Source organism: Streptomyces sp. NPDC002181 (assembly GCF_042890485.1).
Classification (GTDB): Bacteria; Actinomycetota; Actinomycetes; order Streptomycetales; family Streptomycetaceae; genus Streptomyces.
The window spans coordinates 1,247,943-1,269,603 of sequence record NZ_JBIASC010000001.1 but is presented as its reverse complement, the minus strand read 5'-3'; the positions used below and the strand labels follow the sequence as shown (position 1 = coordinate 1,269,603).

20 protein-coding genes are annotated in these 21,661 nt (G+C 71.3%); 6 read left to right on the top strand and 14 right to left on the bottom strand.

The genetic code is table 11. The features are described from left to right. The first annotated feature begins 38 nt into the window (after positions 1-38). Positions 39-1,250 (top strand): NAD(P)/FAD-dependent oxidoreductase, encoded by a 1,212-nt coding sequence (locus tag ACFYXV_RS05945; protein WP_385471803.1) that lies wholly within the window; start codon positions 39-41, stop codon positions 1,248-1,250. Between the two features lie 188 nt (positions 1,251-1,438). Here ACFYXV_RS05945 and ACFYXV_RS05940 read toward each other — a convergent pair whose 3' ends face one another. The 10 genes from ACFYXV_RS05940 to ACFYXV_RS05895 form a co-directional block, all read right to left on the bottom strand. Then, positions 1,439-2,899, bottom strand: coding sequence for an MFS transporter (locus ACFYXV_RS05940; RefSeq protein ID WP_385476297.1), 1,461 nt, complete (start codon positions 2,897-2,899; stop codon positions 1,439-1,441). Between the two features lie 96 nt (positions 2,900-2,995). After that, positions 2,996-4,576: a class I adenylate-forming enzyme family protein gene (locus tag ACFYXV_RS05935; protein ID WP_383344464.1), complete on the bottom strand. Its 1,581-nt coding sequence runs from the start codon at positions 4,574-4,576 to the stop codon at positions 2,996-2,998. A 200-nt stretch (positions 4,577-4,776) separates the two neighbouring features. Beyond that, entirely contained in the window at positions 4,777-5,424 is a 648-nt protein-coding gene (locus ACFYXV_RS05930; RefSeq protein WP_048477414.1) for an NAD(P)H-dependent oxidoreductase, read from the bottom strand. A 31-nt stretch (positions 5,425-5,455) separates the two neighbouring features. Next, the gene (locus ACFYXV_RS05925) at positions 5,456-5,851 is read right to left on the bottom strand and encodes a YybH family protein (protein ID WP_383344458.1); all 396 of its coding nucleotides are present in this window, start codon (positions 5,849-5,851) and stop codon (positions 5,456-5,458) included. A gap of 173 nt (positions 5,852-6,024) precedes the next feature. Then, the gene (locus ACFYXV_RS05920; protein ID WP_385476300.1) at positions 6,025-6,828 is read right to left on the bottom strand and encodes an arylamine N-acetyltransferase; all 804 of its coding nucleotides are present in this window, start codon (positions 6,826-6,828) and stop codon (positions 6,025-6,027) included. Continuing rightward, a complete protein-coding gene (locus tag ACFYXV_RS05915) occupies positions 6,825-7,439 on the bottom strand; it encodes an NAD(P)H-dependent oxidoreductase (protein ID WP_383344452.1) in 615 nt (204 codons plus the stop codon). Before ACFYXV_RS05915 ends, ACFYXV_RS05920 begins: the two co-directional genes overlap by 4 nt. 109 nt (positions 7,440-7,548) lie before the next feature. Further along, positions 7,549-8,832: an MFS transporter gene (locus ACFYXV_RS05910; protein ID WP_383502481.1), complete on the bottom strand. Its 1,284-nt coding sequence runs from the start codon at positions 8,830-8,832 to the stop codon at positions 7,549-7,551. A 74-nt stretch (positions 8,833-8,906) separates the two neighbouring features. Then, the gene (locus ACFYXV_RS05905) at positions 8,907-9,488 is read right to left on the bottom strand and encodes an NADPH-dependent FMN reductase (RefSeq protein WP_385476303.1); all 582 of its coding nucleotides are present in this window, start codon (positions 9,486-9,488) and stop codon (positions 8,907-8,909) included. Positions 9,489-9,575: 87 nt separating this feature from the next. Next, positions 9,576-10,049, bottom strand: coding sequence for a deaminase (locus ACFYXV_RS05900; protein ID WP_385476305.1), 474 nt, complete (start codon positions 10,047-10,049; stop codon positions 9,576-9,578). Then, complete coding sequence (locus ACFYXV_RS05895; protein WP_389382076.1) at positions 10,046-10,735, bottom strand: RibD family protein; 690 nt, start codon at positions 10,733-10,735, stop codon at positions 10,046-10,048. Before ACFYXV_RS05895 ends, ACFYXV_RS05900 begins: the two co-directional genes overlap by 4 nt. 235 nt (positions 10,736-10,970) lie before the next feature. Between ACFYXV_RS05895 and ACFYXV_RS05890 the strand changes: the two genes are divergently transcribed. After that, positions 10,971-12,500, top strand: a complete 1,530-nt coding sequence (locus ACFYXV_RS05890; protein WP_389382075.1) for an FAD-binding oxidoreductase — start codon at positions 10,971-10,973, stop codon at positions 12,498-12,500. Between the two features lie 206 nt (positions 12,501-12,706). Here ACFYXV_RS05890 and ACFYXV_RS05885 read toward each other — a convergent pair whose 3' ends face one another. After that, positions 12,707-13,456 carry a hypothetical protein gene (locus ACFYXV_RS05885; RefSeq protein ID WP_389382074.1) on the bottom strand — a complete coding sequence of 250 codons (750 nt, stop codon included), beginning with the start codon at positions 13,454-13,456 and terminating at the stop codon, positions 12,707-12,709. 473 nt (positions 13,457-13,929) lie between these two features. Further along, entirely contained in the window at positions 13,930-14,415 is a 486-nt protein-coding gene (locus ACFYXV_RS05880) for a fibronectin type III domain-containing protein (RefSeq protein ID WP_385476313.1), read from the bottom strand. Between the two features lie 139 nt (positions 14,416-14,554). Between ACFYXV_RS05880 and ACFYXV_RS05875 the strand changes: the two genes are divergently transcribed. Next, positions 14,555-14,851, top strand: coding sequence for a hypothetical protein (locus ACFYXV_RS05875; RefSeq protein WP_389382073.1), 297 nt, complete (start codon positions 14,555-14,557; stop codon positions 14,849-14,851). A 392-nt stretch (positions 14,852-15,243) separates the two neighbouring features. Continuing rightward, positions 15,244-15,516, top strand: a complete 273-nt coding sequence (locus tag ACFYXV_RS05870; protein WP_030864490.1) for a DUF1876 domain-containing protein — start codon at positions 15,244-15,246, stop codon at positions 15,514-15,516. 134 nt (positions 15,517-15,650) lie between these two features. Here ACFYXV_RS05870 and argS read toward each other — a convergent pair whose 3' ends face one another. Next, a complete protein-coding gene (gene argS / locus ACFYXV_RS05865; protein WP_385476316.1) occupies positions 15,651-17,411 on the bottom strand; it encodes an arginine--tRNA ligase in 1,761 nt (586 codons plus the stop codon). 151 nt (positions 17,412-17,562) lie between these two features. On the opposite strand from argS, the gene ACFYXV_RS05860 reads away from it, so the two are divergent. Both ACFYXV_RS05860 and lysS read left to right on the top strand, forming a co-directional pair. Next, a complete protein-coding gene (locus ACFYXV_RS05860; RefSeq protein ID WP_385476318.1) occupies positions 17,563-18,105 on the top strand; it encodes a hypothetical protein in 543 nt (180 codons plus the stop codon). 74 nt (positions 18,106-18,179) lie between these two features. Then, the gene (gene lysS, locus ACFYXV_RS05855; protein WP_385476320.1) at positions 18,180-19,919 is read left to right on the top strand and encodes a lysine--tRNA ligase; all 1,740 of its coding nucleotides are present in this window, start codon (positions 18,180-18,182) and stop codon (positions 19,917-19,919) included. A 103-nt stretch (positions 19,920-20,022) separates the two neighbouring features. Here the strand turns inward: lysS and ACFYXV_RS05850 are convergent, their stop codons facing one another. Beyond that, the gene (locus ACFYXV_RS05850) at positions 20,023-21,561 is read right to left on the bottom strand and encodes a DUF2637 domain-containing protein (protein WP_389382072.1); all 1,539 of its coding nucleotides are present in this window, start codon (positions 21,559-21,561) and stop codon (positions 20,023-20,025) included. Positions 21,562-21,661: the final 100 nt, after the last annotated feature.

Below are 21,661 nucleotides of genomic sequence, written 5' to 3'. Positions count from 1 at the left end.
CCCGGCGCGGAGGCCCTCACCCCGCAAAGGAAAACCGCATGACCACCCGAACCCTCGTCGTCATCGGACACGGAATGACCGGACACCGGCTCGTCGAGGAGCTCCGCTCCCGGGACCCGGACGGAACCTGGCGGGTGGTGGTCCTCGGAGAGGAGAGACACCCCGCCTACGACCGGGTCAGGCTTTCGTCCGCCCTCGACGACAAGACCCCGGCCGAGCTGAGCCTCGTGAAGGCCCCCCTGTTCGACGACGCCCTGGTGGAGTTCCACACCTCCACCAGGGCCGTCGGCATTGACCGGGCGAACCGCACCGCAGCCCTGGAGGACGGCGGGCGCATCCCCTACGACGCGCTGGTCCTGGCCACCGGATCGGTGCCCTTCGTCCCGCCCGTCCCCGGCCGTGAACTGCCCGGCGTCTGCGTCTACCGCACCCTCGACGACCTCGACGCCATCCGCGAGGCCGCCACCCGCACCACCACTGGCGTGGTGATCGGCGGCGGCCTCCTCGGCCTGGAGGCCGCCAACGGCCTGCGCCTGCTGGGACTTTCCCCGCACGTGGTGGAGATGGCCCCGCGGCTGATGCCCGTCCAGATCGACGAGGGCGGCGGCCGCGTACTCGACCGGCTCGTCACCGGGCTGGGCGTCACCACCCACCTGGGCGTGGCGACCAGCCGGATCGAGGCGGGCGACGACGGCCGCGTGGCCCGCCTGGTCTTCGCGGACGGCACGTCCATCGAGACGGGCCTCGTGGTCTTCTCCGCCGGGGTGCGGCCCCAGGACTCCCTGGCCGGCCCCGCGGAGCTGGCGCGCGGCGAGCGCGGCGGCTTCCTCGTCGACGACCACTGCCGCACCGAGGACCCGCACGTCTGGGCCATCGGCGAGTGCGCGGCCGTCGAGGGCCGCTGCTACGGCCTGGTGGCCCCGGGATACCGGATGGCGGAGGCCGTCGCCTCCCAGCTGCTGGGAGAGGGCCCGTCCCGCTTCCCGGGCGCCGACATGTCCACGAAGCTCAAGCTGATGGGCGTGGACGTCGCCTCCTTCGGCGACGCCCACGCGCAGACCCCGGGCGCGCTGGAGTTCGTACGGGAGTCGGCGGGCGGGCAGGTGTACGCCAAGCTCGTCCTGGACTCGGAGGGCGACAGCCTCCTCGGCGGGATCCTCGCCGGGGACGCGGCCGCCTACCCGCGGCTGCGGTCCCTGCTGGGCCGTGAACTGCCCGATTCCGCAGAGGCCCTGCTCGCCTCCGTCTGAACCGCTTCCCGCCCCGCGCCGCCGGGGGGTGTCCCGGCTCCGGGACACCCCCCGGCGGTCTTTTGCGCCCCCGTACCGCTCCCGGCGCCCCGCCCCCCGGGCCTGCGCAGCGGGGCCCGGGGCACGGCGAAGGCCCCCACCCTGACGGGTGGGGGCCTTCGCCGTGCGGTGCGTGTCGTGCTGCCGGATCAGACTCCGGCGGTCTGTGACTCGCGCTCGGCGGCGGGCGCGGTCTGCGCCTTCTGCTCGGGCTTCTTGAGGCCCAGGGCGATCAGACCGGTGATGACGATGCCGGCCGCGGCGATGAAGACCGCCTTCTGGATGCCGTCGGTGGTGGCGGAGCGCAGTGCCTCACCCGTCTGGCCCTCCAGGCCGGAGTTGGCGATGGCGACGAGGACGGCGAGGCCGACGGCGCCACCGATCTGCTGGGTGGTGGAGGCGACACCGGAGGCGATGCCCTGCTCCTCGGGGGCGACGCCGATGGCGGCGGCACCGAACATCAGGGTGTAGCCGGCGCCCTGGCCGAGGCCCATGATGATCAGGCCGGGGACGAGGGCCCAGTACGAGGCGTCCGTGGCCATGGTGATGCCGACGATCGCGGTGCCGATGACACCGATGACCATGGCGCCGACCATGATGGCGCGGATGCCGTGCTTGGTGGCGAGGCCACCGGCCGTCTGGGCGCCGATGGCGATGGCGACCATCGGGACGAGGAAGGCGACGCCGGTCTCCAGCGGGCTGTAGCCGTGGACGCCCTGGAAGTAGACGGTGAGGAAGTACAGCAGGGTGCCGAAGGTGGCCATGTAGAAGAAGGTCACGCCGACCGCGGTGGTGAGGTTGCGGTTCTTGAAGAGCGTCAGCGGCAGCAGCGGGTCCGAGGACTTCTTCTCGATGACGAAGAAGGCGATGAGCAGGACCACGCCGACGGCGAGGGCGCCGAGGACCTCACCGGAGGCCCAGCCGGACTCGGGACCCTGGACCAGGGCGAAGACGATCGCGGTGATGCCGACCGTGGAGGTCAGGGCGCCCAGCAGGTCGAAGCTGCGGGCGGCGTTGCGGGCGGCGTCCGGCTTGATCAGCGGGAAGGCGAGCAGGGCGGCGATGCCGGCCAGCGGGACGTTGACGTAGAAGACCGACTCCCAGCCGAGGGACTGGGTGAGCACGCCGCCGAGCAGGGAGCCGACGATCATGCCGCTGCCGCCGGCGGTGCCCCAGACGGCGAAGGCGCGGTTGCGCTCCTTGCCCTCCGCGAAGCTGGTGGAGACCAGGGTGAGGGTCGCCGGGAAGAGGAAGGCGCCGCCGATGCCCTGGATCGCGCGGGCGGCGATCAGCACCTCGGGGGTGCCGGCGAGGCCGCCGAGCAGGGAGGAGCCGGCGTAGAGGGCGAGGCCCAGGACGAACATGCGGCGCGGGCCGAACAGGTCGCAGGCACGGCCGCCGAGGAGCAGGAACCCGCCGAAGGCGACGGCGTAGGCGCTGACGACCCACTGCAGGGTCTGGGCGGAGAAGCCGAGGCCGCTGCCGATGTCGGGCAGCGCCACGTAGACGATGTTGTAGTCGATGGAGATGATCAGCTGTGCGAAGGCGAGCAGCGCCAGGGTGAGGCCGAGGTGCTTGCGCCGGCCTTCCTGGTTCTGGGTGGTTGACATGGTGTACAGCTCCCGGGGTCGGGTCGGGGGTCGATGGGTCGTACCTGGTGCGGTGCGATGCGGTGCAGTGCGGTGGAGTCAGGTGGGAGCGCCTGCTCAGGAGGCCAGTTCGTGGGTCACCTGGTCGGCCAGCCGGCGGGCCAGCTCAAGACGCTTGATCTTGGCGGTGGCCGTGCGCGGCAGTTCGCCGAGCTTCATCTGGATGGGGTCGGCCATCGTGGACTGGTCGGCGATGGCGCGCTTCCAGCGGGCCAGGTCCAGGGGTGCGTCGTCCTTGGTGCAGACGACGGGCACGGGCTCCTTCTCGGGGCCCGGCACGATGATGAGCTCGGTGAGCTCGGGCAGCCGGTGCAGGACGGTGTCCTCGACCTCCAGGGTCGAGTGGATCGTCGGGATCTGGTCGACTTCGCGGTCCAGCAGGTGCAGGCAGCCCCACTTGGTGCGGTAGCCGATGTCACCGCCGCGCCACCAGTCGCCGTCGAGCTGCTTCTCGAAGCGCTCGGCCTCGCCGTAGTAGGTCAGGGCGCGGCCCGAGGTCTGGACGTCGATGTAGCCGGGGTTGTCGCGGGAGACGGGCTTGCCGTTGCGGGACACGAGGCGGTACTTGGTGATGCCCGGGGTGGAGTAGCCCTGGCAGCGGCCGTCGGCCTGCATGACGGTCTTGCGGGTGTACGGGCGGCCGACCAGCGGGCCGCACTCGCTCTGGCCGTAGACCTGGAGGAAGACGGGGCTCTTGCGCTCCGAGGCCCGCAGGAACTTGTCCATCGTGCCCGGGTGGATGGCGTCGAAGGTCGAGTTGTAGAAGCGGACCGTCTTGAAGGGCTTGCGCGGGTCGTCGAGGATCGACTCGCACTCCAGGAAGGAGTTCGGGTGCGTCTCGAAGACTCCCGGACGGTACTTGACCATCGCGTCGGCGACCTTCGCCGGCTCGGCGTCGTCCAGGAACACCATCGGCTTGTTGTTCAGCATCATGGACGCGATGCCCGGGTACATCCGCGAGTGGACGTAGGAGACGTGCATCAGGATCGGCTCGCGCTGGCGCAGCAGGCTGACGGGGATGTTCTGCCAGCGGTAGCGGGCACCGATCGAACGGGCGGAGTGCACCACGAGCTTGGGGATGCCGGTCGTGCCCGAGGTGTGGGTCATGATGGCGTGCGAGTCGGGGTGCAGCGTCACCGCCGTGCGCTCGGGGGCGCCGGCCAGGTCGGAGAGCGAGATCGCGCCCTCGACCGGCTCGGTGACCGAGATGACCCGCGCGGTGAGCTCGGCGAGCGGCGAATCGGCCAGCGAGCCGTTCAGCTTCGCGGCGTCCGTCAGCAGCGTCGGTGACGGCAGCCGCTGGAGCAGCGCGTTGATGGTCTCTCCGTCGAGGTGCGCGGAGAGCATCACCGGGACGGCACCGATGCGGGCCGACGCGCACGCGAAGAGGGTGATGTCGAAGTTGTTGGTCTTGTGGATGACGACGTGCTCGCTGGGCCGGATACCACTGGCCCACAGGCGGTTTGCCATCTCGGCGATCAGGTCGGCGAATTGGGCGACCGTCAGGACCTGGCCGACCTCGGGGAGGGCGTCCATGGTGCGGTCGAGCGTGATGGTGTTGGCGCCGAACTGGGCGGCAGCCTCCTCGGCCACCAGGCCGAGGTAGAGCGGCGTCTTGTTCTTGGGAATCCGGAGCATGTGTTCAAGTTCTCACCAAGAATGCCCGGGCCCAATGGCGGTTGTTTGACTGTGTCAGCTCGACGGAATCGAGCCATCGAAATGGCGGGAATTCACTGTGGTGCGCGCGAAAAAAGGCCCGTAGCGGATGCTCCCGCTACGGGCCTTTCCGGTGCCGGTGCGTTGCTGTTCTTGCTGTTCTCGCCGCTTGTGGGCGTGTGTCAGTTCCCCAGGCCCTGCTTGAGCGCCGCGGCGACCTGGAGGGTGCGGACGGTCTGGTAGCCGACCGCCTTGAGGTTGTCCTCGGTCACGTTCTGGGCGAGCAGCCCGGGGACGGCCTGGAGCCCGGAGGTGGCGCTCACGCCGTACGGGTTGCCGTTGCTCGGCGCCACCATGATCGGGTCGGTGACGCCGGGGGGAACGATGATCGCGCCCCAGTGGTAGAAGACGTTCGACAGCGACAGGACGGTCGACTCCTGGCCGCCGTGCTGGGTGCCCGTGGACGTGAACGAGGACATGGCCTTGTTCTTCAGCCCGCCGCGCGCGTGCAGTTCGAAGGTCTGGTCGATGAAGTGCTTGAGCGGGCCGGCCATGGCGCCGTAGCGGCCCGGGGTGCCCCAGATGACCGCGTCGGCCCAGTCGAGGTCGTCCTGCGTGGCGATCTCGACCTCGCGGCTGCTGCCGCCGACGTGCTCCTGGAACGCCTCGGTCCACTCGGCGAAGTTGGGCGCGATGGTGGCTTCCTGGATCTCGGCGACCCGGCGCAGACGCACCTGCGCGCCGGCCTTCTCGGCCGCCTCGGCGGCGGCCACGGCGAGCTTGTGGATGTTTCCGGTGGCCGAGTAGTAGACGATCGCGACGTTGGTCATCGGCTCTTCAATCTCTCTTGTCTTGTGGGAATCAGGGCTTCGCGCTTTCGCGGTCGATTCCCGGCGGGTTGTCGATGGCGTAACGCCAGGAACCGTCCGCACCGCGGCGCACCACATCCGTGGCCGTGCCTTCGTGGAGAACGGAAGTTCCGTCCGGCTTGACGCCCTTGATCAGATAGTCACACAGAAGCAGCGCCAGGTCGTCATATTCGTAGCAGTGGCGCACCGTCAATTTCATCGGAATGCCGAGGGACATGAAGCTGCGCGTCGCGTCGCGCCGGCCCTCGCCCGTGACGACCTCGCCGGGGGTGAGCACGCGTACCGCCCCGGGCTCGAAGAGGCGGTCGATCGCCTCCATGTCGCGGGCGTTGAAGGCGCGCAGGAACGCATTGGGCAGATCGGCCGGTGCCGTGACGGTTGTGGTCATGGTGACTCCTGAGAGGGGGGAAAGGAGGTACCTGGCGGAGGCGGTGGAGGTGGAACCCACACCGTGGGGGGAGCGGGGGGATCCGGCGGTGCGGGTGGGGGGAGGGAGGGCGACGGGGATGCGGGGTGGGGACCCGCGGCCACTCGACGGCGATGCGGGGTGGGGACCCGCGGCTACTCGACGGCGATGCCGGGCGTGCCCTCGGGGCGCACCGGCTCGACGGGCAGCCGGTCCAGCGTCATTCCGAAGTGCTTGTGGTAGGCCTCGAACACCTCGGTGTCGTCGGCGAGGTGCTCCACGGTGAACTCGCCGTGGACCCGCTTGGTCAGCGTGTGGCCCTTCAGCGTGATCCGGCCCTCGACCGTGGGCAGCGAGCAGAACACGTCCTGCATGAACGGCGAGTCCGGACAGGTGCGGAACCACCACAGCGAAGGCCGGAACTCGCCCAGCTCGCGGGCCCGTCCGTCCACCCGGTACATCGGATCGCCGTCCAGGAACAGGTCGAACTCGCCCTGCCGCTCCGGTCCGAAGGCGAAGGCGCCCTGCGGGTCGTACTGCACCGTCTCGGTCCCCAGCAGCAGCGGCCGGCGGGCGTTGCGCCGGAAGCCCACGTCCACCAGGTACGCGGCCCCGTCGACGGTCACGCGCAGCATCAGGTGGCCCAGCGGAGCGCCGAGCCCGCCCGGGCGGTGCACCCGCGCCGAGAGGATCTCCACCTGGAAGCCGAGCGCCTCCAGCAGCAGCCCGAAGGCCGGGTTCACCTCGTAGCAGGCGCCGCCCCGGCCCTGGTGCACGATCTTCTCGACGGCCCGCTCGTCCAGGTGGATCTCCTGGCCGAGGTGGTAGTCGAGGTTTTCGAACGGAACCGTCAGCACGTGCCGTTCGGTCAGCTCGGCCAGCGACGCCAGGTCGGCCTTCGCGGGGCGCGAGGCGCCGATCCGGGCCAGGTACGCCGTGGCGAGCCCGTTGTCGATCACCGCTCGTCCAGGGTCTTGACCACGGAGGCGACCTCAAGCGTACGGCGCGCCTGGAAGGCCGCGGCCTCCAGGTTCTCCTCCGGGACCTGGCCCGGGTTGCCGCCGACCACGGCGGAGGCGCCGTACGGGTTGCCGTTCTTCGGCTTGTACAGCACCGGGTCGGTCGAGCCGGTGGAGACGATCAGCGAACCCCAGTGGGTGATCGCGTTGTGCAGGGCGAGGATCGCGGAGACCTGCCCGCCGTGGGCCGCCGAGCCGGACGCGAAGGCCGAGACAGCCTTGTTCAGCAGCTTGCCCTCGATCGACAGCTTCGACGTGGAGTTGATGAAGTGCATCAGCTGCGGGGCGGCGAGACCGAAGTGCACCGGGGTGCCGATGAGGATGCCGTCCGCCCACTCCAGGTCCGCGAGGGTCACCACGGGGATGTCCTTGGTGGCGTTCTGGAAGTCGGAGGCGCCGTCGCGGCTCGCGGCCTCGCCGTTCGGGGCGATCTCGGCGACCCGCAGCAGGCGGACCTCCGCGCCCTCCTTCTCGGCCGCGGTGGCGGCGGCCTCGGCGAGCTTGTGGGTGGAGCCGGTGGACGAGTAGTAGATGACAGCGATGTTCGTCATGACGAGTTGCACTCCCTTTCGACCGCCCCCGCTCGTTTCCGGTTTTCGACTGCCGGGGCCTTGAGTTGATCCTGCTTGCGTGCCCGGCGCCCCATCGAGGGCGCCGGCTCTAGTCCGTCACGTACGCGGCCCGGCGCCGGCGGCGGCCGGTCACGACCAGCAGCACCACACAGCCGCCCAGCAGCGCGGACATGAACAGCCCGACGCCCCTGACCTCGCCGAACGCCAGCGGGATCTGAGCGCCCACCCCGCCGCCGATGTTGAGCGTGAACCCGTACAGCGCCGTCGCCATGACCCCGTGGGCCACGCCCGAGATGGAGCCGATCTCCTGCACCACGGCGGGGCCGATCGCCGCAAGGCCGAGCATGAACACGAACATCGACCCGGCCAGCCCGGTCGCCGTACCGCCGAACGCACCGGCACCGCAGATGCCCAGCGCCGCCACGGCGAACGCCCCGGCCCCGCGCTTGCGGGCCGGTATCCGGCCCAGCAGCGGGGCCACCAGCACGCCCAGCACCAGGGCGGGGATGGCGGTGGCGCGCAGCGTCAGCATCGCCTGGCCGTCACCGACCAGGGAGGGCGGGCCGTAGAGCTGCACGCTCGTGTAGACGGCGGTCAGGGTGCTGGAGCAGGTGAGCCCGACCACGTACAGCGGCAGCAGCCGCAGCCACATCCGCCGGGTGGCGCCGCGGTCCTCCCGCGAGGCGGGCTCCCCGGAGGCGCCGGCGGCCTTGGCCCGCGCCGGATCCTCCGGCGCCAGCACCCGGCGCAGGATCTGCGCCCCCACCAGCAGCAGCGGCGCGGTCACCCAGAAGGTGCCCCGCCAGCCGACGACGGCGGCCAGCAGCTGGGATTCCACCTGCCCGGCGACGATGGTCCCCGCCATGCACGCGGAGACGATCGTCAGCGCGGTCGGCAGCTTCGCGGCCGGCATGTGCGTGTTCAGGTACGCGTACACCAGCGGTACGTACACGCCGGCGAACAGCCCCTGCCCGGCCCGCAGCGCCAGCCCCGCACCGAAGGAATCCGCCAGCGGCACGCAGGCGGTCGCCACCGCCAGCGCGCTCACCCCGGCCACCAGCACCGTACGGGTGCCGAACCGCCGGGCCAGCGGCCCGGTGAACAGCGATATGAGCGCGTACGTCGCCGCGTACGCGGACGTGGCCCAGGTGGCCGACGCCTGGTCCACCCCCCAGGCCCGCCCGATGTCCGGCAGCAGCGGGATCGCCACGTACAGCTGTCCCACCACCAGCATGCCGAGCAGGGAGATGCCCGTGATCACGCGCCAGACCGACTGCCCCGCCTCGGGCGAGGCGGGGCAGTCGGGTGCGCCGCCGCCCGACGCGGCCCGGGGCGGGGCGGTGGGCCGGGGAGAGGTCGTGCGCGGACTCATCGTTCCTCGTTCCTCCTGGGCTGCGGTGCACCCCGGGAGGGTGGGCCGGGCCGAGCGTGGTGGCGGGTCGGCGATCAGCTGCCGTACGGCTGCTGGGCCTTCTTGTCCTTCAGCGCGGTGCCCCACCACTCCAGGGCGTCCAGGAGGGTCTTGGCCGCGGCCTCCGCCTCGGTCGGGTCGATGAGGTTGCCCTCCTCGTCGAACTGGCCCCAGGGACCGTGGAATCCGACGGTGTCGCGGACCGTCACCGAGTGGGTCTCGGCGAAGATCTGGCGCAGGTGCTCGACGGCGCGCATGCCGCCCGCGAGACCGCCGTAGCCGACGAAACCGACCGGCTTGGCGTGCCACTCGGTGGTGTGCCAGTCGATCAGCGACTTGAGCGAGGCGGGGTAGGAGTGGTTGTACTCGGGGGTGACGACGACGAACGCGTCGGCGGCGGCCAGCCGCGGGGAGACCGCGGACAGCTGGGCCTGGACCTCCAGGTCCGGCGACTGCGACAGCCGGTTCGGCAGGTCGTGCTCGATCAGGTCGATCACGTCGATGTCCAGGCTCTGCCGCTCACGGGCGACACCGGTGAACCAGTTCGCGATGACCGGGCCGAACCGGCCGTCACGGACACTTGCGACGATGACTGCGACGCGGAGCGGCTCAGACATTGAAAAATACCTCCGGATGAGTGCGAGCTAGCGGTGCCCACTGTTTGCGCCACGCGCCGCGCGGACAACGCCGCTGGCACGAGTACGTCAACTTCCCGGGCCCGTCGCCCACAGGTGCGCGTTGACCTCCCGGGCCTCCCCGGCCAGCCGCTCCAGCTCCACCACCTCGATGCCCGCCGCGCGCAGCTCGGCCACACCCGTGCACGCGGCCACGAACAGGGCCGGCTCCCGCCACGCGATGACCACCCGGCGCACCCCGGCCGCGATCACCAGCCGGGCACACGGATCCGGCCGGGAGCGCCGCTCCGAGCAGGGCTCCAGCGTCGAGTAGAGCGTCGCCGTGCGCAGCCGCGCGTCGCCCGGCACCAGCTTGGCCAGCGCCGACTCCTCCGCGTGCACGCTCGGATCGCCCTCGCGGCTGTACCCGTACGCCAGCTCCATCCCGGCGCCGTCCACCAGCACCGCGCCCACCGAGTACGCGCCCGGACTGGGCGGGCACCGGCGCGACAGGGCGATCGCCCGGCGCGTCCACTCCTCGTCCGACAGGTACAGCGGGGTCACAGGGCACGCTCCTTCGGCGCGTAGCGCAGTACGACGGCGTCGCCCGCCACCCGCACGTCCAGCAGTCGCATCCGGGCGGCCGGCCCGCCCGGGAACCGGGCCGCGCCCACCAGCCGCGGCGAGCCCTCCTGGCCGACCAGCAGCGGGGCCACGGCCACCTGGAGCTCGTCCGCCAGGTCGAGGGCGAGCAGCTGCGTGTGCACGGACGTACCGCCTTCCACCATCAGCCGCCCCACACCGCGCGCCGCGAGCAGGTCGAGCACCCGCGCCCAGTCCAGCTCGGGCCCGGTGCTCACCACCTCGGCCAGGCCGCCGAGCACCGCGCGCAGCGGGCCCGCGCTCGCGTCGACGGTGAACACCAGCTTCTCGCCGCCGCAGTGCCAAAAGCGCAGGCCGGGGTCGAGCAGGGGCGAGGCGGTGACGGTGACCTTGAGCGGATCGGCCGGCTCGCCGCGGTCGACGCGGGCGGCCCGGCGCCGCGGATCGCCCACCAGCAGCCGCGGATCGTCCTTCCGCAGTGTGCTCGCGCCCACCAGCAGGGCGTCACACGAGGCGCGTACGGCGTCCACCCGGTCGAAGTCCTCCGGCGAGGACAGCAGCAGCCGGTCGGGGCTCGCGTCGTCGAGCCGCCCGTCCACGCTCATCGCGGCGGACAGCAGGACGTACGGCCTGTGCGCACTGCCCATGCGGACGTCACCCCTCCCTGCACCCCTGCTCGTCGGTCGGGGCGTCACGGTAGGCGGTGCGCCCCGGCCAACTTGCGGGCCGCGGGCCGAGTACGTCAGCTCGGCGCCGGCCGGCCGCCGGGTACTGACGGATTCCGGATGGTCGTGGCGGGAACCGTGCGTTCCTGACCGAGGCTGCACGCACTCGACCGAAAGCCTTGTCCTGCGTGCCAGGACTGAACGGAGTGTGGTTCACGTGCTCAGCAGACGCTCGCTCATACGCGCCGGTGCCAGCGTCGGGGCGGCCGCCGCACTGACCGCCGGAACCGGTGGCCTGATGCTGGCGCAGGCTGCCGGCGCCACCCCGTGGAAGACCCTGCAGGGCCGGCTGTCCGGCCGGCTCGTCCTGCCGAGTGACGCCACGTACGAGACGGCCAAGCAGCTGCAGCTGGCCCAGTACGACGCGATCCACCCGCAGGCCATCGCCTACTGCACCAGCGAGGCCGACGTGGCCGCGTGCATCCGCTTCGCCCAGGACTGGGGCCTCGCCCCCGCGGTGCGCAGCGGCGGCCACAGCCAGGCCGGCTACTCCACCACCCCCGGTCTGGTCATCGACGTCTCCAAGCTCAACCACGTCCGCCCCGGCGACACCGTCCACCTGGGCCCGGGCAGCCAGGGCGTCGACGTCCTCAACTCCCTCTCCCCGTACAACATCCAGGTCGCGGCCGGTACGTGCCCCACCGTCGCGGTCGGCGGCTGGCTCCAGGGCGGCGGCCTCGGCTACGCCACCCGCAAGTTCGGCATGGGCGCCGACCGGCTGGTCTCGGCCCGCGTCGTCCTGGCCAACGGGCGGACCGTACGGGCCTCCGAGACCGAGAACCCGGACCTGTACTGGGGCCTGCGCGGCGGTGGCGGCGGCAACTTCGGTGTCGTGACCGACTTCGAGGTGCAGCCGGTCCAGATCCCCTCGCTCACCACGTACAACCTCAACTTCGCCTGGTCGGACGCCGTACAGGTGATCCTGGCCTGGCAGGACTGGATCGCGACCGCGCCCCGGGAGCTCTCCGCGGAGCTGCTGTTCCTGCTCTCCACGGACGCCCCGCAGGGCACCGAGCCGTACGTCGTCCTCACCGGCGGCTACGCCGGCCCGAAGGCCGACGCCGACCGGGTCCTCGACCAGCTCGTCACGGCCGTCGGCCGGCCCACGACCTCGCGCACGGTCGTCGAAGCGCCCTACCGCGAGGCGATGATGAACGTCTTCGGCTGCGGCACGAAGACCGTCGACCAGTGCCACCGCATCGGCTACTCGCCCGAGGCGCAGCTGACGCGCGACAACTACTCCCTGGGCCGCAACAACTTCTTCGCCCGCGGCTGGACCCGCGCCAACGCCGAGGCGGCCCTCGCGGCCTTCACGGCCGACTTCCGGCCGGGCCAGTTCCGCTTCCTGGGTCTGTTCGCCTACGCGGGCAAGGTCAACGATGTCGCCCCGACGGCCACGGCCTTCGTACACCGCGACTCGCTGTTCAACGCCGGGTACTCGGTGGGCCTGACCAGCCCGAACCTCACGCAGGAGGACAAGGACCGGGGCCAGGCCTGGGTCGACAGGGGCTTCAACACGGTGGAGCCGTACACGGCCTCGCTGCACCAGTCGTACCAGAACTACATGGACCCGGCCCTGACCAACTGGCGCGACGCCTACTACGGCAGGAACTACTCCCGCCTCCGCTCGGTCAAGCGCGCCTACGACCCGAACCGCTTCTTCCGGTTCGCGCAGGGCATCGACTGACACGGCGGCGGAGCGGGGCGGACCGGAACGGGCTCGGACCCCGGCTCCGGCCCGCACCCCGCACCCGGGCCGGGTCAGCGCAACGGCCAGACGTGCGCCGACCCGGCGGGGGTGCCGGACCGCCAGATCCGGGACCAGGCCCGCAACCACCTCGGATTCCTGTCGTCACCCATGCCCGGGAGCGTAGGCACGGGCGGGGCCGGGGTTCACGGAGCGGGAGAGGAATCTGTCACTCCGCGGGGGTGGGGGACCAGTTGCCGCAGCCGGTACCGGTGGAGCCGGAAGGCGGCGTACGCCACGAACGGCACCGTGACCCCGGGCACGACCCACCAGGGAAGCCCGATCAGCAGGGCGGGGACCGCCACGGCGAGGCAGGTGAGCGCCGAGCCGATCAGCAGGGGCATCCCGAGCGAGCGCCAGGTCCACGGCTGCCGCCCGCCGCGCCCGGCGAGCAACGCGATCGCGAAGCCGAGCCCGAGGGCCGCGAGCAGTCCCGCGAAGGTGGCGAGGCCGGCGTCCATCTGGGCGTCGTCGCGGGGCTCGTCGGCGGAGCTCTGCCGGACGTCCTCCTTGGCGACGGTCATGACCCGGCCGCGCCACACGGTGGCGGTCACCTGATCACCGGGCTCCAGCCGCGCGAGCACCGGCCCGGGGTCGCCGAAGAGCACGACGATCTTACGGGCGTCCTGGTTGGAGAGCGTCGCCTCGAACTTGCCGTTCCGGCCCTTCTTGACCACGGTGTGGTCGACGGTGAGCGCGAGGGTGCGGACGCAGTCGTCGGCGGTGTTGCCACAGGGCGCGGCGGAGACGTATGCGTCATGACGACGGACGTCGTCGGGCAGCGCCCCGGTGAAGAGGGTCCAGCTGATCAACGCCGGTATCACCGACAGGACGGCCAACGACGCGCCCGTCCACCGCCCCGGCCCGCTTCCGTATTCGGTGCTGTATCCGGTCACCAAAAGCCTCCCCCGTAAGCATGTTCGCTCCCCACAGCCTCCATGGCCGCGGGTGGGCAGGCAAACACCTTGATCGGGGTGCCGGGGCCTGAGCTGCGGCCGGCCGGGACCGGGATGGGTTCGGGGGTTTCCCGGCAGTCCACTGTCCTTCCGTGTCGGTCCGGGCCGTCAAGGGCGCTCCCTGCGGTCGCGTCGCTGCGCGATGGCCTTCGGCCACCCTTGACCGCCCGGCCCGCCCCGGAATGCCACAAGACTGCCGGGAAGCCCCCGAAGGAACGGTCAGGGGGACAGCCGGGCCCACGGGTGCGTCAGGGATGCGGACCGGGACCTCCCGTTCATCCGCGCCCCATTTCCCGGCACCACCGGCCCCGGCCTGACCGGGAGGCGCATCAGATCGCTACGCGCTCCTCACGTCTCAGCGACCAACGGCCGTCCGGGGCGGGCCTGTGCGGCACGGGGATCGGCAGGGAGGCTCAGGCGCACTCGGACCTTGCGTTCATCGGGGTGAAGTCCGACGCGCCGTTGGCGTTGACCGCCCGTACCTGGAAGCACTGCTTGCCCAGCGGCAGTCCGGTCCAGGCGAAGGACGTGGCGTCCTTCGGAGCGCCCTTGGCCTGCCGGAGAGTGCTGTTGAAGATCTCGAAGTGGGTCTCGTCGGTCGCGGGGTCGGACCATTCCAGGTTCACGCGCGTCGGGTCGGAGGGGTCCCTGGTGGCAACGACGTTCGACGGTTCGGCCGGCCTGCCGAGGCCGATCCCCGTGCTGCCTTCCTGCTTCACGCTGAAGTTCACCCGCGTGTAGTCGTCGGAGCCGACCTCACCGTTCTGTGCGGACATCTGCCAGTTGAACCTGGTGTTCTTGCCGGGCATGACGCCCTGCTGCACTCCCTGAGCCTGTCCGTCCAAGTCGTTGGAGAGGCAGTCCGACCCCTCGAAGAGCTTCAGCGTAGGCGTGGCCACGACCATCTCGTCGGGCCTCAGGTGGAGTTGGACCGTGATTTCGCCCCGGGTCTCGCCACCGGCGCACCCGTTCGCCGTCAACGTGTTGTCCGGCCTGTCGTGACTCAGCCGGACCAGCCTGGTGAAGGGGAAATTCCTCGTGGTCCTGCTCGACCCGAAACTGGGCGCGTCCGACACGGTCAGTGTCCCGGTCATGGTGACGGTGTGCGTACTGGCCGCAGAGGCCGGGGGAGCCGTCCACACACACAACACGGTGACGGGCGCGATCGCCGCCAAAGCCGCAGCACGTCGCATCCTCATCGCCACACCTCGCAATCGCCCGTTCGGGCTCGTGGGGGATGCCTTCATCGTCGCGCCGCCCCACCAGCCCGTCCACCGGACCGCCTTGGACCCGCCCCGGACGGCCGCCGGACGCCATGCCGGGAGAAGCGCGTAGCGATCCGTTGCGCCTCCCGACACGGCCGGGGCCGGTGGTGCCGGGAAATGTGCTGCCGATGGGCAGGAGGTCCCGGTCGGCATCGCTGACGCGGCCGTCCCTGCCCGGTATCCTCCCGGCCGTTCCTTCGGGGGCTTCCCGGCAGTCTTGTGGCGTTCCGGGGCGGGCCGGGCGGTCAAGGGTGGAGCGCAGCGACATCGCGAAGCGACGCGACCGCAGGGAGCGCCCTTGACGGCCCGGACCGACACGGAAGGACAGCGGACTGCCGGGACGCCCCCGGACACTCCACCGACCCCGACAGGCTGGGTCCCGCCCCCCCGAAGCCCCCGCTCGCGCTCCCGGGGCCCCGGGCGCACCCTGGAGGCAGGGTGACCCCCTGGAGGTGATGCACCATGCCCACACTCGTCGGGTGGCACGTGGAGCTCGAATTCACCGAGGAAGGCCACCGCACCAGCGCGGCGGCCATGGTCAGGCTCGGTGACGGCTCCGAGATGAGGGCGCACGGCTACGCCATGCGCCACCCCTCCGACCCGGAGCAGCTGCGGGTCGGGGAAGAGATCGCAGGCGCTCGCGCGCTGATGGATCTCGCGTCCCAGATGTTGCAGAAGGCCCACTCAGAGATCGACGAGGCGACGGGCCGGCACTCCTACCCGATCAGCCACTGATCCACTGAGCGAGGTGGTCCCAACAACTGGGAGTGAGAGCGAGAGAGGCGCACGTGAGGGACTTTCGAGTCCCTCACGTGCGCCTTCACAAGTCCCCGACGGCTACCGCCGCTAGAAGCAGAGCCCCGCGAAGGTCAGAGACGCTCGGGGGTGCGGATGCCCAGGAGGGACATGCCCTTCGAGAGCGTGCGGGCGGTCAGGTCGCACAGGAACAGACGGTTCTCGACCTGCTCCGGGGTGTCGGCCTTGAGGACCGGGCACTCCGCGTAGAACGTCGTGTACAGCGACGCCAGCTGGTACAGGTAAGCCGCCACCTTGTGCGGGGCGTGCTCCTGCGCCGCCTCGGCGACCACCTCGCCGAACTGGTCCAGGTGCAGGCCCAGCGCCCGCTCGGACGGCGTGAGGGCCAACTCCGGGTGGGCGGCCGGCCGAGCGTCCCCGGCCTTGCGCAGGATCGACTGGATACGGGCGTACGCGTACTGGAGGTACACCGAGGTGTCACCCGTCAGCGACACCATCTGGTCGAGGTCGAACTTGTAGTCACGGGCCGCCGAAGTCGACAGGTCCGCGTACTTCACCGCGCCGATGCCGACCTGGGCCGCACGCTCGGCGATCTCGGCCTCGGTGAGGTCCTGCGCCTTCTCGCGCACGACCGAGGCGGCCCGCTCCACCGCCTCGTCCAGCAGGTCCACCAGCCGGACCGTCTCGCCCTCACGGGTCTTGAACGGCTTGCCGTCCTTGCCGAGGACCGTGCCGAAGGCCAGCTGTACGGCCTTCACCTCGTCGTTCAGCCAGCCCGCGCGGCGGGCCGTCTCGAAGACCATCTTGAAGTGGAGCGACTGGCGGGCGTCGACCACGTAGATCAGGGTGTCCGCCTTCAGGTTGCCGACGCGGTCCCGGATCGCCGACAGGTCGGTCGCGGCGTAGCCGAAGCCGCCGTCCGACTTCTGGACGATCAGCGGGGTCGGGTTGCCGTCCGGGCCCTTGTACTCGTCGAAGAACACGCACAGCGCGCCGTTGGAGCGGACGGCGACGCCCGAGTCCTCCAGCAGCTTGCACGTCTCGACCAGCATGTCGTTGTACCCGGACTCGCCGACCACGTCCGGGTCCTGGATGTCCATGTCCAGCTTGTCGAAGACGGAGTAGAAGTAGATCTTCGACTCGTCCACGAACCGCTGCCACATGGCGAGGGTCTGCTCGTCGCCCGCCTGGAGGTCGACGACCCGCGCCCGCGCCCGCGTCTTGAACTCCTCGTCGGAGTCGAAGAGCACGCGCGAGGCCTTGTAGAGGCGGTTCAGGTTGGACATGGCCTCTTCGCCGGAGACCTCCGCCTCCGACTTGTGGTCCAGCTCGTGCGGGTGCTCCAGCAGGTACTGGATGAGCATGCCGAACTGGGTGCCCCAGTCGCCGATGTGGTGGCGACGGACCACCTTCTCGCCCGTGAACTCCAGGATCTCGACCATCGCGGCGCCGATGACGGCGGACCGCAGGTGGCCGACGTGCATCTCCTTCGCGACGTTCGGCTGCGCGTAGTCGATGACCGTCGTGCCGGCCTTCGCGGCGTACGGGACACCGAGGCGGTCGTCGCCGGCGCGGGCGGCGAGGGTCTCGATGATCGCCCGGTCGGAGACGGTGATGTTGAGGAAGCCGGGGCCCGAGACCTCGATGTCCTCGATCAGGTCACCGGAGGCGATGCCCTCGACCACGGTCGTCGCCAGCTCGCGCGGGTTGGCCTTGGCCTTCTTCGCGAGCGCCAGGATGCCGTTGGCCTGGAAGTCGGCCCGGTCGCTTCGTCGCAGCAGCGGGTCGGCGCCACCGGCCTCCGGCAGTGCCGAGGCAAGGGCGTCCGCGACGCGCTGATTGACGGAGGAAGCGAGGGAAGGGACCGAGGCCATGAGCTGCCGTTCCTGTGAGGTCGTGCCTGAAGCTGCACTTGGTTGTTCCGACAAGCCCCGAGTATCCCACGAGGGGGCCGCCCGGAATCCGGGATTTCCCCGTCACTACAGTGCCGGGATGCACAGGACGGACAGGACGGGCAGGACCGCCATGCGTGGCGCAGGGACTCTCCCCGAGGTGGGCCCGCTGGAACTGCGCGCCGTCGGGTCCGCCCGGCTGGCGATCCCCCTGCTGATGATCGGAGCCCCGAGCGTCGGGAGGCTGGTCACCGGGCCCGACGGCCTCGGCCGTCTGCTCGCCGCGGGCTCCTGCGCCCTCATGGCCGTCGTCCTTGTGCTCCTGCTCGTCCGCCACGCCCGGCAGCGTGCCCGGGGAGTCCTGGTCCGGCTGGACTCGTACGGGGTCACCGTCGGCGCCGGGCCCGCCGTGCCGTGGTCCGACCTCAGTGCGGTCCGCAGCGGGAAGCACGGTGCCGTGATCATGGTCCCGCGCCCCGGGGTCGAGCTGCCCGTCGTGCCTCACGGCATGCCCTTCGGCCGGCCCGAGCGCCAAAAGGCCGTGTACACCCGGCGGTACGGCAGCCCCCTCGTGCTGATCCCCGGGACGCTGGACGCCACCGGGCCCCGGATTCTCGCCGCCGTGCGACGGCTCGGAGGCATCCCGGCCACCGGGTCCGAGAGCGCAGCCTCCTGACAGGCAACCTCGGAGGGGCTGCTTCCGTCTGGGAGAATGGCGAGAAGCCAGCATTCGAGATAGAAGGACGTGTCGTGGCTCAGAGCGCCCAGAGCAGCACCGAGACCGACTGGGTCTCCCGTTTCGCGGACGAGGTCATCGCCGAGGCGGAGCGCCGAGCCCCGGGCAAAGCCGTCGTCGTCGCGTCCGGACTCTCCCCCTCCGGCCCGATCCACCTGGGCAACCTCCGCGAGGTCATGACCCCGCACCTGGTCGCGGACGAGATCCGCCGCCGCGGCATCGAGGTCCGCCACGTCCTGTCCTGGGACGACTACGACCGCTACCGCAAGGTCCCGGCCGGCATCCCCGGTGTCGACCCCGAGACCTACGGCCGGTACATCGGCATGCCGCTGACCTCCGTCCCGGCCCCGGCCGGATCGGCGTACGCGACCTGGGCCGAGCACTTCAAGGCCGCCATGGTCGAGGCGCTGGACGAGCTGGGCGTCGAGTACGACCCGATCAGCCAGACCGAGCAGTACACCTCCGGCGCGTACCGCGAGCAGGTCCTGTTCGCGATGAAGCACCGCGGCGACATCGACGCCGTCCTCGACCAGTACCGCACCAAGCAGAAGCCGGGCGGCAAGAAGCCCCAGCAGAAGCAGGTCGACGAGGCCGAGCTGGAGGCCGCCGAGGGCTCCGGCGCGGCCGCCGAGGACGACGGCAGCGCCGGCGAGAGCGGGTACTTCCCGTACAAGCCCTACTGCGGCCAGTGCGGCAAGGACTTCACCAAGGTCACCTCGTACGACGACGAGACGACCGAGATGACCTACCTCTGCACCGAGGACGAGTTCACCGAGACGGTCAAGCTCAGCGAGTTCAACCGCGGCAAGCTGGTCTGGAAGGTCGACTGGCCGATGCGCTGGGCCTTCGAGGGCGTGATCTTCGAGCCCTCGGGCGTCGACCACTCCTCGCCCGGCTCCTCGTTCCAGGTCGGCGGCCAGATCGTGCACATCTTCGGCGGCGAGCAGCCGATCGGACCGATGTACGCGTTCGTCGGCATCAGCGGCATGGCCAAGATGTCCTCGTCGAAGGGCGGGGTCCCGACCCCCGCCGACGCACTGAAGATCATGGAGCCGCAGCTGCTGCGCTGGCTGTACGCGCGCCGCAAGCCCAACCAGTCCTTCAAGATCGCCTTCGACCAGGAGATCCAGCGGCTCTACGACGAGTGGGACAAGCTGGAGGCCAAGGTCGCCGACGGCTCCGTGCTGCCGGCCGACGCCGCCGCGCACACCCGCGCCGTACGCGTCGCCTCGCACGAACTGCCGCGCACCCCGCGGCCGCTGCCGTACCGCACGCTCGCCTCGGTCGTGGACATCACCGCCGGGCACGACGAGCAGACCCTGCGCATCCTGGCCGACCTCGACCCGTCGCAGCCGCTCACCTCGCTGGACGAGGTACGGCCGCGGCTGGACCGCGCCGAGAACTGGATCACCACCCAGGTGCCGGCCGACCAGCGGACGCTGGTGCGCGAGTCCGCCGACACCGAGCTGCTGTCGTCCCTGGACGCCGAAGGCCGCGAATCGCTGCGGCTGCTGGTCGACGGCCTCGACTCGCACTGGTCGCTCGACGGGCTCACCACGCTCGTCTACGGCGTGCCGAAGGTGATGGCGGGGCTGGAGCCCGACGCCAAGCCGACGCCGGAGCTCAAGGTCGCGCAGCGCACCTTCTTCGCGCTGCTGTACCGCCTCCTCGTGACCCGGGAGACCGGTCCGCGCCTGCCCACGCTGCTCCTCGCCGTGGGCGCGGACCGGGTGCGCAAGCTGCTGGCCGCCTGAGCACCTGCCGTTCCACGGGTACGTGAAGGGCCCGCACCCCGAGGGGGTGCGGGCCCTTCCGCTCGGCGCTCGCCGCTCGGCGTCGCCGTTCACGGCACGGGGCTTACGCGATGTGCTCGTTCTCCAGCTCGCGCTGATAGCGCAGCTTCAGGCCCGGCATGAGCTTGCGGATCATCGAGGAGCTGCGCGGGTGGTCGAGACCGTGGCGGTCCGAGAGGTGTATGTCCACCTGCTCCGGGGTCGGGTAGTCGGAGTGCTCGTCGAGGTAGGCGCGGAACACCTCGTACGCGGCCTCGTTGAACTTCACCTGGTCGAAGTCGGCATCGACATCGGCGTCGGCGTCATCGCCAGCGCCATCACCGTCGACGTCGGCGGCGACGGCCGGTACGGGAAGCCGGTCCTGCTGCGCGACGACCTCGTCCGGGCCGGCCGGGGGCATGACCGGAGTCGGCTCCAGGCCCTCGACGTACTGCGGGTTGTACCCGCCCTCGTAGGCGGCCTGCGGAGCCAGCGGGGCCGCGAACCAGGCGCTGTCATGGGCGGCGGGCATCGCCGTCGGGTCCACCGCGAACGCGGGCGGGGTGTGGCCCAGCGGGGTCGCTGCCGTCCCCGCCCCGGGCACCTGGGCGGCAGCCGCAGCCGCAGCCGCCGCCTGCGCCGCACCCGGCCCCGGCTGCCCGGGAATGCCCGCGGCCATGGCGGCCGGGCCGACAGGGCCGGCCGGGCCCCCGACCGCTCCGGCCGGCCCCGGCTGTGCCGGGACCGCCGCGGCCGCACCTGCCGGGCCTGCCCGGCCCGGAACACCCGCGGCCGCGCCGACCGGGCCCGCGTGGCCCGCCGCCTCGCCCACCCGGCCGGCGGACTGCGCCGCCCGGCCCGTCTCCAGCGCCGGAGCCGGTGGTGCCGGGGCCGGGGCGTCCTTCGTGATGGCCGCCGCCGGGGGCAGCAGCAGGGGGTCGATGCCCGCCGCCGCCAGCCCCTCCGGGGCCGTCTGGGCCAGGGGGACGCCGATGCGGGCCAGGCGCAGCGGCATCAGCGCCTCCACCGGGGCCTTGCGCCGCCATGCGCGCCCGTACCGGGCCTGCAGCCGCGCCTGGTAGATCAGCCGGTCCTGCTCCATGCCGACCGCCTGCTCGTACGACCGCAGCTCCCACAGCTTCATCCGGCGCCACAGCTTGAACGTCGGCAGCGGCGACAGCAGCCACCGCGTGATGCGCACGCCCTCCATGTGCCGGTCCGCGGTGATGTCCGCGATCCGGCCCACCGCGTGCCGGGCCGCCTCCACCGTGACCACGAACAGGATCGGGATCACGGCGTGCATGCCCACGCCCAGCGGGTCGGGCCAGGCCGCCGCGCCGTTGAACGCGATCGTCGCCGCGGTCAGCAGCCACGCCGTCTGGCGCAGCAGCGGGAACGGGATCCGTATCCACGTCAGGAGCAGGTCCAGGGCCAGCAGCACGCAGATGCCCATGTCGATGCCGATCGGGAACACCAGCGAGAAGTTCCCGAACCCCTTCTGCAGGGCGAGCGCGCGGACCGCCGCGTACGAACCGGCGAAACCGATCCCCGCGATGACCACGGCTCCTGCGACCACGACGCCGATGAGTATCCGGTGCGTACGAGTCAGCTGCATCGCGGCCACCCGCGATCCCCTCCCCTTGTCGAGCTACGGCAGGCACAGCGTACGGGTGACCGCACAGGTGACTGAATGTCAGCCTCCCATTCGGCGCCGTCCGCGCCGC

What these genes read in the sequence shown, in the direction of transcription:
- ACFYXV_RS05905 (WP_385476303.1), bottom strand. Translation starts at nt 9,488, where the DNA reads ATGTCTGAGCCGCTCCGCGTCGCAGTCATCGTCGCAAGTGTCCGTGAC.
- argS (WP_385476316.1), bottom strand. Translation starts at nt 17,411, where the DNA reads ATGGCCTCGGTCCCTTCCCTCGCTTCCTCCGTCAATCAGCGCGTCGCG.
- ACFYXV_RS05915 (WP_383344452.1), bottom strand. Translation starts at nt 7,439, where the DNA reads ATGACGAACATCGCTGTCATCTACTACTCGTCCACCGGCTCCACCCAC.
- ACFYXV_RS05895 (WP_389382076.1), bottom strand. Translation starts at nt 10,735, where the DNA reads ATGGGCAGTGCGCACAGGCCGTACGTCCTGCTGTCCGCCGCGATGAGC.
- ACFYXV_RS05870 (WP_030864490.1), top strand. Translation starts at nt 15,244, where the DNA reads ATGCCCACACTCGTCGGGTGGCACGTGGAGCTCGAATTCACCGAGGAA.
- ACFYXV_RS05935 (WP_383344464.1), bottom strand. Translation starts at nt 4,576, where the DNA reads ATGCTCCGGATTCCCAAGAACAAGACGCCGCTCTACCTCGGCCTGGTG.
- ACFYXV_RS05925 (WP_383344458.1), bottom strand. Translation starts at nt 5,851, where the DNA reads ATGACCACAACCGTCACGGCACCGGCCGATCTGCCCAATGCGTTCCTG.
- ACFYXV_RS05940 (WP_385476297.1), bottom strand. Translation starts at nt 2,899, where the DNA reads ATGTCAACCACCCAGAACCAGGAAGGCCGGCGCAAGCACCTCGGCCTC.
- ACFYXV_RS05860 (WP_385476318.1), top strand. Translation starts at nt 17,563, where the DNA reads ATGCGTGGCGCAGGGACTCTCCCCGAGGTGGGCCCGCTGGAACTGCGC.
- ACFYXV_RS05910 (WP_383502481.1), bottom strand. Translation starts at nt 8,832, where the DNA reads ATGAGTCCGCGCACGACCTCTCCCCGGCCCACCGCCCCGCCCCGGGCC.
- ACFYXV_RS05930 (WP_048477414.1), bottom strand. Translation starts at nt 5,424, where the DNA reads ATGACCAACGTCGCGATCGTCTACTACTCGGCCACCGGAAACATCCAC.
- ACFYXV_RS05945 (WP_385471803.1), top strand. Translation starts at nt 39, where the DNA reads ATGACCACCCGAACCCTCGTCGTCATCGGACACGGAATGACCGGACAC.